The organism is Paenibacillus sp. Z6-24 (assembly GCF_054161335.1).
On sequence record NZ_CP096398.1, the window covers coordinates 3,982,004 to 3,994,381 of the forward strand.

Below are 12,378 nucleotides of genomic sequence, written 5' to 3' on the forward strand. Positions count from 1 at the left end.
AGAACAATCAGAAAAAGATACAGGAAGATCAACATACAAATAACAGCCTCCTAGCCTACCACAGCGCAGCTTATACATACCAGCTGCTCTGAAATAGACAGGAGGCTATTTCCACAACCCCTGACACTTGCGCCAATGTCCGTTAGGTCAGCGCATTATGCTCGATCTCAAAACCAAGATCCTCTATCATCTGGTAATCCAGTGCAGCCTCCTGCCCTGGCGTCGTCAGATAGTCACCGACAAAGATCGAATTGGCCGCGTACAACGCCAATGGCTGAAGCGTGCGCAGATTCAGCTCACGGCCGCCAGCCACCCGGATCTCCTTGTCCGGGCAAATGAATCGCAGCAGCGCCAGTACTTTCAGCGCCTTGCGTGCATTCGTCCGCTGCTGCCCGGCGAGCGGCGTACCAGAGATCGGATTGAGGAAATTAACCGGAATAGAATCTGCGTCCAGCTCATGCAGCGCACAGGCCATTTCCACAATCTGCTCGTCCGTCTCGCCCATACCGATAATGACACCGGAACAGGGAGACATGCCGCTGCTCTTGACCTGCTCGATCGTACTGATCCGCTGTTCGTAGGTGTGAGTCGTCGTAATGGAGGCATAGTGCTCACTGCTCGTATTGAGATTGTGATTATACCGGTGGACACCCGCTTCCGCCAACCGGCGGGCCTGGTCTTCCTTCAACAATCCGAGGCAGGCGCAGATCTTGAGCGGCATCGTCTCCCGGATTTCCCGGACAGCTTCAACCACCTGATCCAGTTCGCGGCGGGACGGTCCTCTGCCGGAAGCGACGATACAGTAGGTTCCCGCCTGACGGTTCATCGCTTCCCGCGCACCGGCCAGCAGCGTCTCTTTGTCCAGCAGGCTGTACTTGCTGACAGGGGCGGTGGAGACGATCGATTGCGAACAGTATCCGCAGTCTTCCGGACATAGTCCGCTTTTGGCATTGATGATCATATTGAGCTTAACCTTGTTCCCGTAAAAATGATGGCGTACCTCATAGGCAGCATGCAGCAGCGGCAGCAACTGACTGTCTTCTGCCAGCAGCACCTGCAGGGCCTGTTCATGAGAGATGGGCTGTTTATGTACGGCTTGTGCTGCCAGTTCATTCCATTGTAGAGCAGACATTTGATTGATCATGAGTCACCTTCGCTATTTTTATTGTTAACCTAATTATATTATATTGGTTAACAATTGGATTATAGCAGAACTTTTCCGCCTATTCCAATCCCGCTTATTTTCCGAAAAATAAAGCTGCTCTGCTCTAAAAGCTACCTCATCCAGTGAATGATTACCCTTCAAACAGCAAAATAGTAAAAAGCACAACAGCATAAAAAAAGCATAGCAGCCGGAGAACTTCATTTCCCCTTTGCCACTATGCTTTGTTGATGCTGTTAATACTGCTTATATTGCTATTTTTACAAAAGCCTGTTTTCCGCTTTCCTTATACAGAGATACAAGCAGCACCGCTTCTAATTCAGCGGTTCCTTTTCCGCCTTTTCCCGGTCGATCCCCTTTTTCTTGAGTGCCGGCTTCAGTTCATCCTTGGCCAGCTTCCAGAGCGGTACGCCTGTCCGGTAAGCGGCCCGGGCGTTCAGGTGACCGGCGACCGGAGCGGTAATGAACACGAACACGATCCCTAGCAGAATCCGCATACTCGGATACCCATCGAAGATCCAGAAGAACAGGAATCCACCAAGCAGCACACACAGCACTCCAAGTGTCGCACTCTTCGTAGCGGCATGCGCCCGCAGATACACATCCGGGAAGCGGATAATGCCAAATGCGCTCAATACACTTAATACCGCGCCGATCAGCACCAGTATGGCAATTACCGGCTCACCGATCGTCTGAATCATCGATATCATCTCTGTCTTCTCCTTCATGCTCAATCACCACCCCTCTCTCAATATATTTGGCAAAAGCAACCGTACCGATAAATGCCAGAATACCAACGAGCAGCATCACTTCCAGATATGCCTGTGTATCCAGCATCATCGACAGCACGATAATGATCGCAATAATGTTGATACCGACCGTATCCAGTGCGGTAATCCGGTCTGCCATCGACGGACCGCGCAGCACCCGGTACATGCAGCCTACAACGGCAATCGACAGGAGGATCAGCGCGATAAACAGTGATATTTGCAGCATTATCGCGTCACCTCCTTGATCGCTTTTTCAAATGTATTACGAATGTCTTGGGACATCTTGTCCTCGTCCTGAATATCGATCGCATGGATGTAGACCAGATGCTGCTCCCGGGAGACTTCGATCAGTACCGTTCCCGGGGTAAGCGTGACCAGCGTGGACAGCAGCGTCAGCTCCCAATCGGATGTCAGATCGGTACGATGCGTCAGAATGCCCGGATTAATATTCAGCCGCGGCGAGACGATATGACGCAGCACCACAATACTGGACTTGATCAATTCCGAGAAGAACAGCAGCAGCAGCTTGAATACCGCCCATAATTTATGACCGTAAAAGTCATGCGGGAAAAACCGCTTGAAAGCGAAGATGAGCAGCAATCCGATAATATACCCGATTACAAAATTCAGCGGGTCCCATGTCGTATTCAGCGACATCCAGACAACGGCGATCAGCAGATTCAGTATAATTTGAAAAGCCATCTATTCACCGCCTCCCAGTACAGCCTGAATATACACGGATGGATTCTGCAGAACATAAGCGGCTTCCGTCACATACGTATGCACCCACCCGGAACCCAGACCGATCAGGATCACCAGGATAAACAGTACCGAGGCTGCGCCGACCAGACGCTTCGGATGGAATGCCGACCAGCGGTAATCAAGCAGTTCAGACCGGTCATCCGGCAGGAAATCGGGATGGCCTTCCTCCGACGCCCATTCATGGTAAATGTCATCCGACAGCTCTTTGCGTTCATCGGCCAGCGGGCGATCCTTGCCCCAGAAGCCCAGCATGAAAATGCGCATGACCGAGTACAGCATCAGCAGACTGGCTGCCAGACTGATCAGTGTCATTACATACCAGCCGCGCTCCATTCCGCCCTGTACAATAAGCAGCTTGCCGGCAAATCCGCTCAGCGGCGGCACACCGGCCAGCGCAAGTCCGGCCACGAAGAACATCCAGCCGGTAGCCGGAATACGTTTGATCAGCCCGCTCATCTGGGTCAGTTTGGATGTGCCGGCTGCTCCGATCATTACACCGGCGAGCAGGAACAGCAGCGCTTTGAGAATCATGTCATGCAGCATGTAGAAGATGGCTCCTTCGAGACCTGCCGTATTGGCAGCTGCCAGTCCGAATCCGATCAGTCCCACACCGGCGACCACATTGTAGACCAGAATCTTGTTCACATCCCGGTATGCTACCGCTCCGATCACGCCGAGGATCATCGTCGCGATGCCCATCCAGCCAATCAGCGTATAGAGGAACCCGGTATCGTGATAGAAGATCAGCGTAAAGGTACGCAGAATCGCGTACAGTCCAACCTTGGTCAGCAGTCCGGCAAAGATCGCCGTAATAACCGACGGCGGCGCCGCATAGGAACCCGGCAGCCAGAAGAACAGGAACATGCCGGCCTTGAGGCTAAAGACAATCAGGAACAAAAAGGCGATGACGCTCAGAATGCCGGTCTGCCCGACTTCGGCAATCCGCTGCGACAGATGCGCCATATTCAGCGTCCCGGTCGCTCCGTACAGATACGCCAGCGAAGCGACAAAAAACGAAGACGAGATGATATTGATTAGAATGTATTTAAGTGTCTCCCGCAGCTGTATGCGCGTTCCTCCCAATACAATCAGCGCATACGAGGAGATCAGCATGACTTCAAAGCAGACAAACAGGTTGAACAGATCACCTGTCAGGAACGAGCCATACACGCCGACCAGCAGAAATTGAAAGAACGGATAAAAGTGATACTTTTCTCGTTCCTCTCCTATACTGGCAAAGGCATAAAACAGACAAACCGCACCGAGAATCGCAGTCGTCAGGATGAGCAGCGCAGCGAACATATCGGCAACAAATATGATCCCGTAAGGTGCCGCCCAGCCGCCCATCGGCAACAGCTGAATGCCGTGCATCTGCACGGTTGCGACCAGCCAGACGGCGATGCCGACATTGGCCAGCACCGCAATGGCTCCGACCAGACGCTGCACAGCCATGTGGTTCCGGCAAAATATTTGTATCACTGCCGCCAACAGTGGAATCAGCAGTGGGAAAATTAACAGGTTATTGGCCACCTTTGCGCTTCACCTCCTCCATATCGTCCGTCTTCAGACGTATATAGGAACGATACGCCAGTACAAAGAAAAAAGCAGTTACTCCAAAGTTGATTACGATGGAGGTCAGAATCAGCGCCTGCGGCAGCGGATCCACATAGGTACCCGATTCTTCGCCGAGCAGCGGCGGTGCACCGGTCTTCAGCCTTGACATGGTTAACAGCAGCAGATGTACCCCATGCGTCAGAATCGATGTACCAAGAATAATGCGCAGCAGGCTGCGGGATAGAATGAGATACACGGCTACAGCAAACAGTATGCCGATAGCGACAGACATCCATATTTCCATATCAGCGATCCTCTCCTATCTGTAAAATAATCGTCATCGTCACTCCAAGTACCGTCAGGAACACGCCCAGGTCAAAGATCAGTGCCGTTGCCAGTTCCGTCTTCCCGAGGAACGGAATCTCGAAATAACCAAACGCTTGACTGAGGAAAGGTGCACCAAATACAAAGGATCCCATCGCTGTCAGATAAGCCACAGACAGCCCGGCTGCCATAATATCGCGGTAATCGAGCGGCAGTACCCGTCTCACCGTCTCCGCATTAAAGGCCAATGCCAGCAGTACCAGCGCCGATGCCGCCATCAGGCCGCCGACGAACCCCCCGCCCGGATTATTATGTCCGGCAAAGAACAGGTAGAGCGCAAAAGTCAAAATAATAAATACAATCACTTTTGTGCTCGTCTCCAGAATGACATCATTGCTCTTGAACTGCTTCATATTTTTGGCCACGGTTGGCGTCTCCTTGCGGGTACGGCCAATAGGTACTTTCGGTGCAAGTGTTACTTTCCGGTGCAGATACAGAATTCGTGCACCGGCATCCTTGCCCTGCAGCTGCAGCTGGATCATCGAGTAGATCCCCAGCGAGGCAATGCCGAGCACCGTAATTTCCAGCAGTGTATCGAATCCGCGGAAGTCCACCAGAATGACGTTAACCACGTTATCGCCGCCGCCCAGATCATGACTGTTTTTCACAAAATAATCCGCGATACTCTCAAAGCTGCTGCTTCCGCTCGCACTGAGTGCAATCAGGGTTACGACCACCCCGACACCAACCGAGATGACAATATTCAGCAAGCGGTACCTGCGTGTATTCACTTCACGCCGCAGCTCTGGCATATGGTAGAAGCACAGAAGGAACAATACGACGGATACCGTCTCGATAATCATCTGCGTCAGCGCCAGATCCGGCGCACGGAACAGGACGAAGAACAGCGTAACCAGATAACCAACCGCTCCGGTCATAATGACAGCGATCAGCCGCTGGCGGGCAAAAGGCACAGCAACCGCCGAGATCACCAGCATTGCGATCAGCACAATCTCATACATATTGATCGGCGCTGTATCGGTAGTTAGCAGGGATAATACGTCTGCACGCCACAGTGCTACGCCAAGCACGATAACCATGAATCCGAAAATATAGACCAGATAATTGCGGGCCGACCGGTTCATATAGGCATCTGTCAGCGCATGGGATGCTTTCTCTCCATAACGCAGCAGGCTGTCATATACATGATTCCAGGTCAGCTTCTCCGGATACAGTCCATAGATTCCTTTCCAACGGCCCAGAAGCAGATACAATACCGTCCCGAGTCCAATGACGCCTAGCGTCATGAACAGGGCCGGGGTGAATCCGTGCCAGAACGCAATATGCACCTCAAAATGCTCACCCGGAGCCACCAACGAAGGCAGTACCGAACGCATCGCCGGCTCGATAATGCTGTAGGACAATACATTAGGGAACAGCCCGAGCAGTACGACACACACCGCCAGAATGACCGGGGCAACGAGCATGCCGGCTGGCGCTTCATGCGGCGTCACACCAAGCTTTTCCTTTTGCAGTGGTCCGCGGAATGTTTTGAAGATCAGAATCATGCTGTACACAAAGGTAAATACGCTTCCCAGGAAGGCCAGTATCGGGAACAGCACTCCCCATGTACCCAGATCAAAGATATGCAGATGGGTCAGTTCCACCATCGCTTCCAGGAACATTTCCTTACTCAGATAACCGTTAAATGGCGGTACACCCGCCATAGAGAATCCGCTGATACATGCAACGGTAAAGGTAATCGGCATCAGCGAGATCAGACCGCCGAGCCGCCGTATATCCCTTGTCCCTGTCTCATGATCCACAATCCCGGCCACCATAAACAGCGCACCCTTGAAGGTCGCATGATTGATCAGATGGAAAATGGCTGCGGTTGTCGCCGCGGTATACAGCAGCGATTCTTCGCCATACCCGTAATACACTGCTGCCGAACCTGCGCCGAACAGCGACATGATCAGACCGAGCTGCGAAATGGTCGAATACGCGAGCAGTGCCTTGAGATCGGTCTGCTTAACTGCCAGAATCGATCCGTAGCACATCGTAATGATACCGACCAGCGAGACGATCCAGAACCATTCCGCCTGACCGGCAAATACCGGAGTGAAGCGGGCCACCAGATAGATCCCCGCTTTAACCATGGTTGCCGAGTGCAGATAGGCACTGACCGGGGTCGGTGCCTCCATCGCATCCGGCAGCCAGATATGAAACGGAAACTGGGCCGACTTGGTAAAGGCACCCAGCAAAATCAGAATCATCGCCAGCAAAAACAGCGGCTGCCCCTGTACATGATCGAGCATCGCAATCGTCTCACGAATACTCCACGTACCGGTCATGCCGTGCAGCACGATAAAGCCGGCCAGCATCGCAAAGCCGCCAAATACCGTAATCAGCATTGACTTGAGTGCCCCATAGCGCGAACGGTCACGTTCATACCAGAAAGCAATCAGCAGGAACGACGATATACTCGTCAATTCCCAGAACGTATAGAGCACGATCATATTATCCGACAGTACAATTCCCAGCATCGCTCCCATAAACAGCAGCAGATACAGATAGAATCGGTGAATCGCTTCCTGCTCCGGGTCCAGATAAAAAATGGAATACAGTACGACCAGCGCACCAATACCTGTAATCAGCAGGGCAAATAACAAGCCCAGCCCATCCAGATAAACCGTAAAGTCAATTCCCAGCGAAGGAATCCACGGCAGCGAGACCGTCTGCGTCACATCCGTACGCACCACCGGAAGATAACGCAGAAAATTCAGAAACAGCAGCACCGGCAGTATCAGTACAATCCAGCCGGTGTGTATTTTTTTGGTACCTTTGCGGATCGCCGGCACCAGTGCAGCCAGCACAAATGGAGCCAGAATAGCAGCATGCAGTAAGTACACTCTTGTAAGCACCCCCAACTATATAATGTATATATCAGCCTGTTTCGCAGTACGACTACCGCGAGACAAGCATTCCTCCTATCCATAGAGCGCCAGACTCTGCCGCCCTTTGCAGAGCTTGCAGACCTTCGTCTTCATACTAATACCCATAAACAGGCCTGTGCGAATTACCGGTAATCTAAACCCCAATGTCCAAAAAAAGACAAAGAGGAGCCTGCAATGACAGGCTCCTCCGGTATTTCCATAGTATTAAATTATAAAAAGGAATATTATGCATCTTGCGATATAACAGCATGCAGCCGAGCATCAGCTGCAAGACCTGTTCTATTATACTATACCTGTGGACCAACAGCAAGCAAAACAGCACTTTTCAGTCGGAAGAAAGATCACGACGATAGCGATTCGGCGAGACACCCATCACTTTTTTGAATGCTGTACTGAAATAGTGCTGGGATTCATACCCCACTTCCTCAGCCACTTCCAGAATCGGGCGGTCGCTTTCCTGGAGCAGCTGGGCGGCCCGCTGCATACGCGCCTGCACCAGCACATGGATAAAGGACTGTCCCAGCTCCTTTTTCATTACCCTGCTGAGATAGGTCGGCGACACCTGCTGCGCTTCGGCCAGCTGCTCCAGGGTCAGCTGTGGATCGGCATAATGCTGCAGGATATAGCTGCGCGCCCGCCGTACTAGCGGAGACAGGCCGGTCTGTCCCTTAAGCTCCTGTCTCAGCTGTCGGTAGGTCGCATGCAGCCGCTCCGACCACTGCACATCCTCCCTGTATACCTCCTCAATGACCGGCTGCATATAGACCTGCACATGCAAACCGATATGGTCACGAACTGCAGCGATAATCTGCTCTTCCCTATAGGCTTCCGGCACCTCCCAGAGGCAGAGTACAATCGTGCCTGAATCTTCCCTGCAGATCACCAGAGGAATGTCGGACAGCAGCTCTGCAGCAATATTGCCAATCGCAAACAGCAGCAGCTGACGATCCTGTTCCTTGAGCATCGGGCGTCCTTCAGCCTGTCCCGACCAGCGAATCAGCGTTAGTGCCGACGGGTGGGCAGACGGCAGACCAAGGAATTCCTGCTGACGCCGGATCTCCTCCTCGCGCAGCCGCCCATGCAGCCATTCCAGGCAGAACTGCTCGCGCAGCAGCGGGATATTGCGCTGAATCTGGTCGGTCGCCAGCTTGAGATATTCCTCCTGCTGCTGATCACCGTTCAGCTCGGTGCGAATATGATCCAGCACTTCCTGCAAATGAACCGGGTCAACCGGTTTGAGAATATAATCCTTGACCCCCAACCGGATCGCTTCCTGGGCATAGCTGAACTCATCATGACCGGTAATAATCACAAACCGGCAGCTCGGACGTTCCTCCCGCAGCCGTTTCATCAGCGCAATGCCGTTCATGAAAGGCATATTCATATCGACCAGCAAAATGTGAATATCCTGCTGCAGTGCAATCTCCAGCGCTTCCTCGCCATCTTCCGCCTCCGCCGCCACAATCATGCCCAGACTATCCCAATCTACCGCATCCCGTATGCCTTCGCGGATAATCGGCTCGTCATCGGCAATCATTACATTCAGCAATGCACTCATCATTCTTCATCTCCTTGGCGAATTAGGGATGTCGGGAACTGCCATAGCAGCGGCTGGGTGACCTGTACAATCATACCCCCGCCTTCCCGGTGATCCATCGTCAGTCCATAACGTGTTCCATAGGCCAGATGGATGCGGGCCTGAATATTCAATAGTCCATAGCTGCCTGCCGGCTCCGGTCCCTGGGTGCCGAGTACTTCCAGCGGCTGTTCCAGTTGCGCTCTCAGCCAGAGTAATCGTTCTTCCGTAATACCGGCTCCATCGTCTTCCACCGTGTAGATCAGCTTGTCCTCACGCTGCTCCGCCCGTATCCGGATCATGCCGGGACCCCGCCTTGCCTTGATGCCGTGATAGATGGCATTCTCGACGATCGGCTGCAGCAGCAGCTTGATCACATATACATTACGAATCGACTCATCGACATCCATCTCATAGTTCAGCCGGTCCCGGTAGCGGGTTTTCTGAATCAGCAGATAACTGCGAATATGCTGTTCTTCTTCGGACAGGGTAATAATGTCACTGCCCCGGCTCAGTCCGATCCGGAACAGCTTGGACAGGGAATCGATCATTCCGGATATATCCTCCGCTCCTTTTTTGCGGGCCATCCACTGGATCGTATCCAGCGTATTATACAGAAAATGCGGCCGGATATGCGCCTGCAGACTGCGCAGCTCGGCTTCCCTTTTCTGCTGCTCCTGCTGCTTGTTCAGCCGGATCAGATTACGGATTTCGTTAATCATCCGGTTGAAGCTGCGGCCGAGCATACCCACCTCATCCTGACGGCGGCTCATATAGCGGGCCGTCATGTCTCCGGCTTCGGCCTTTTGCATCAGGGAAGACAGCCGGTAGATCGGCCGTGAAATGGAGCGTGACAGTCCATAAGAAGCGGTAACACCCAGTATACAGACAAAGAACAGGAAGATGACCACGTAAAAGCGGATCGCCCGTGATTCGGCGACCGATTCGCTGAAGCGGAATACACCGACCGTTTTCCAGCCGGTATAACTGGATGTGGTATATACGAACTGCAGCTGCTGTCCCTGAATCTCTTCGGTAAATACATTCTGCTGTCCGGCTGCCAGCGACGTCGCCAGCCGGGCCGGTACAGCCTGCTGAAAAGGTCCTTCCGGCGCATAAATCATCCGTCCGCCGGAATCGGTCACCATCAGATAACCTGTCTTGCCCAGCGTGACGTCCTTGGCCGCCTGCGCGATAACACGCAGCTTGAGGTCGATCAGGACGACGCCTTTGACCTGTCCGGTGGCCGGATCATTCAGGGAACGGACAACCGACACCACATCGTTGTCCCGGTAATTGGTATGACTCGTGACATTGCGTCCGGAAGGATGACCTATAATAGTGAAAATGCCTTTATGCTCCACCGCCTGCTTGTACCATTGTTCCTGTGTGAGATTCCGCGGATAACGGGCATACATTTCATTGCTGATATAATCGCCGCTGCTGTTCACGATCAGAATCCCGGCAATTTCCGGGTATACGGTGGTAAAGCCCTGCAGAAACTGGCGGATCTGATAGACCGACGTACCGGATAGCGGTCCATTATCAGCGGCAGCCAGCTCACTCCCAGGATCGGAGGAAGCTGCTGCCGTTTTGCTTTTCGGTAGAGATGCCTCCTCTGTACGCCGAGCATCCATGCCGCCATTTATAAATGAATTCACCTTGGAATCAAAGCTGATCAGGTAGGTAATGCTCTGCATATGCTCCATATACGTATCGATCGTCTGATTCACCTTGCTGATCAGCTGGAATGTATTGTCCGTCACCTGGCGCTCAATAATCCGGTCCGATGTCCAGTTCACCATGATGCCCAGCAGAATCGACGGCAGAATACCAACGAGCAGGAACAGGGCAATCAGCTGATCGCGCAGCGGCAGATTCTCCGGATGCCATCTGCGCCAGTCCTGCTGCATCCAGCTGCGCAGCCGGCCCGGATTGTCCTTATTTCGCATAATAATCCTCTACATTCTCACGGGTCACCACAGAGACGCCGGTATCCACACGCACCGGCACCGGCGAGACGATTCCGCTCAGTGATGGAGAGGGAACGGTCAGTCCATGATGCAGATGGAACAGATACTGCAGCGACCAGTAGCCCATATTCCATGTCCCCTGGGCGATGGTCGCGTCGATGGTGCCGGAGCGGATCATATCCAGCGTTTCCTTGTTTGTATCAAAACTGATAATGACCGGTTTGTGTTTCTTGGCGCCAGTGGCAGTGGACTGCATCTGCTTCTCGACAGCCGAGCCGACACCATAGGCACCGGTCGCTTCGGTAATGAAAATGCCTTTTAACTGCGGATATTTGCGCAGCAGATCGGCTGTCAGCTGCTCGGCCAGCACGGCATCACCATTATCATTCTCCACAGCAATCACGCTCATCTGCGGATACTTTTCGCGGATTGCCTGTTCAAATCCACCGCTGCGGTCCTTGTGATTCTGCTGGTTGCCCAGTGTAATGATGGCAATCTGTCCGCTGCCGCCGGTACGCTCGGCCATCTGCTCGGCGGCGATCACGCCAGCATTATGGTTATCTGTCGCGAGAAAGGAATACGACTTGCTGCCCGGCGCCTCTGCATCGAACATGACAACCGGGATGCCCGCATCCACCGCTTTCCCTACCGCCTGTACGAGCAGCGGGGAATCAATGGCAGAGATAGCGATACCGGCAGGCTTTTTGGCAATCGCCTGTTCCACGATCATCGCCTGCTCGCGTGCATCATACCGGGTGGAACCCTGGTATTCGACCGACACATCCAGCGCGCCTGCAGCATCTTCGAATCCTTTAAGACCGCTCTTCCAGTATTCAATCCCGGACTGGAAGGTGATCATGACATATTTCTCGTTAATATCCCCCTTCATCCCCTGCTCATTCCAGGCCGATGAAGTCTCCTGCACCTGATACTGTACAATGTAAATGATCAGGGCCACGACCAGCACAGCATATACCCCTAACATTTTGCGCATAACGGCCTTCCCTTCAGATCCTGTTTCTAAATAGTAATGATATAGTGAACATCATTTAATATAACGCAAATCCTTTGCCAAGAAAACGCTTTAATTGCAAGCAGGGGTATTGCATTCTATATATGGAAGCGCGAATCGCTTCAAATGAACGGGGCCATAATGAATTCAGACGAAAAAGCGGCGATCTCTTCCCGTCGGATGCCGGAAAAGATCGCCGCTTGTTTGATCAGCTCTGCAGAACAGAGCATCTGCCCGCTGTATGACCTTGGCAGAACAGACTGTCTGCTCTGATTAATTTTGATATTT

11 protein-coding genes are annotated in these 12,378 nt (G+C 52.8%); 1 reads left to right on the forward strand and 10 read right to left on the reverse strand.

The features are described 5' to 3' along the window. Positions 1-142: 142 nt before the first annotated feature. From bioB to M1D61_RS17320, 10 genes are all read right to left on the reverse strand, one after another. Entirely contained in the window at positions 143-1,144 is a 1,002-nt protein-coding gene (gene bioB / locus M1D61_RS17275) for a biotin synthase BioB (RefSeq protein WP_458119854.1), read from the reverse strand. 332 nt (positions 1,145-1,476) lie between these two features. After that, positions 1,477-1,872, reverse strand: coding sequence for a monovalent cation/H(+) antiporter subunit G (gene mnhG / locus M1D61_RS17280; protein WP_458119855.1), 396 nt, complete (start codon positions 1,870-1,872; stop codon positions 1,477-1,479). Continuing rightward, positions 1,844-2,158: a Na(+)/H(+) antiporter subunit F1 gene (locus M1D61_RS17285; protein WP_458119856.1), complete on the reverse strand. Its 315-nt coding sequence runs from the start codon at positions 2,156-2,158 to the stop codon at positions 1,844-1,846. Before M1D61_RS17285 ends, mnhG begins: the two co-directional genes overlap by 29 nt. Beyond that, positions 2,158-2,634 (reverse strand): Na+/H+ antiporter subunit E, encoded by a 477-nt coding sequence (locus M1D61_RS17290; RefSeq protein ID WP_458119857.1) that lies wholly within the window; start codon positions 2,632-2,634, stop codon positions 2,158-2,160. The genes M1D61_RS17285 and M1D61_RS17290 overlap by 1 nt, the downstream gene beginning before the upstream one ends. Next, a complete protein-coding gene (locus M1D61_RS17295; protein ID WP_458119858.1) occupies positions 2,635-4,224 on the reverse strand; it encodes a Na+/H+ antiporter subunit D in 1,590 nt (529 codons plus the stop codon). Further along, entirely contained in the window at positions 4,214-4,552 is a 339-nt protein-coding gene (locus M1D61_RS17300; protein ID WP_046213188.1) for a Na(+)/H(+) antiporter subunit C, read from the reverse strand. Before M1D61_RS17300 ends, M1D61_RS17295 begins: the two co-directional genes overlap by 11 nt. Position 4,553: 1 nt before the next feature. Beyond that, complete coding sequence (locus tag M1D61_RS17305; RefSeq protein ID WP_458119859.1) at positions 4,554-7,484, reverse strand: Na+/H+ antiporter subunit A; 2,931 nt, start codon at positions 7,482-7,484, stop codon at positions 4,554-4,556. A 370-nt stretch (positions 7,485-7,854) separates the two neighbouring features. Continuing rightward, positions 7,855-9,090: a response regulator transcription factor gene (locus M1D61_RS17310; RefSeq protein ID WP_458119860.1), complete on the reverse strand. Its 1,236-nt coding sequence runs from the start codon at positions 9,088-9,090 to the stop codon at positions 7,855-7,857. Further along, complete coding sequence (locus M1D61_RS17315; RefSeq protein WP_458119861.1) at positions 9,087-11,057, reverse strand: cache domain-containing sensor histidine kinase; 1,971 nt, start codon at positions 11,055-11,057, stop codon at positions 9,087-9,089. Before M1D61_RS17315 ends, M1D61_RS17310 begins: the two co-directional genes overlap by 4 nt. After that, on the reverse strand, positions 11,047-12,072 hold the full coding sequence (locus tag M1D61_RS17320; RefSeq protein ID WP_458119862.1) for a substrate-binding domain-containing protein: 1,026 nt from the start codon (positions 12,070-12,072) through the stop codon (positions 11,047-11,049). The genes M1D61_RS17315 and M1D61_RS17320 overlap by 11 nt, the downstream gene beginning before the upstream one ends. A 159-nt stretch (positions 12,073-12,231) precedes the next feature. Here M1D61_RS17320 and M1D61_RS17325 point away from each other — a divergent pair, with 159 nt between their 5' ends. Next, on the forward strand, positions 12,232-12,363 hold the full coding sequence (locus M1D61_RS17325) for a hypothetical protein (protein WP_458119863.1): 132 nt from the start codon (positions 12,232-12,234) through the stop codon (positions 12,361-12,363). Positions 12,364-12,378 lie beyond the last annotated feature (15 nt).

Coding starts and splice junctions, on each gene's coding strand:
- M1D61_RS17300 (WP_046213188.1), bottom strand. CDS start 4,552: ATGGAAATATGGATGTCTGTCGCTATCGGCATACTGTTTGCTGTAGCC.
- M1D61_RS17325 (WP_458119863.1), top strand. CDS start 12,232: ATGAATTCAGACGAAAAAGCGGCGATCTCTTCCCGTCGGATGCCGGAA.
- M1D61_RS17310 (WP_458119860.1), bottom strand. CDS start 9,090: ATGATGAGTGCATTGCTGAATGTAATGATTGCCGATGACGAGCCGATT.
- M1D61_RS17285 (WP_458119856.1), bottom strand. CDS start 2,158: ATGCTGCAAATATCACTGTTTATCGCGCTGATCCTCCTGTCGATTGCC.
- mnhG (WP_458119855.1), bottom strand. CDS start 1,872: ATGATATCGATGATTCAGACGATCGGTGAGCCGGTAATTGCCATACTG.
- M1D61_RS17320 (WP_458119862.1), bottom strand. CDS start 12,072: ATGCGCAAAATGTTAGGGGTATATGCTGTGCTGGTCGTGGCCCTGATC.
- M1D61_RS17290 (WP_458119857.1), bottom strand. CDS start 2,634: ATGGCTTTTCAAATTATACTGAATCTGCTGATCGCCGTTGTCTGGATG.
- M1D61_RS17315 (WP_458119861.1), bottom strand. CDS start 11,057: ATGCGAAATAAGGACAATCCGGGCCGGCTGCGCAGCTGGATGCAGCAG.
- bioB (WP_458119854.1), bottom strand. CDS start 1,144: ATGATCAATCAAATGTCTGCTCTACAATGGAATGAACTGGCAGCACAA.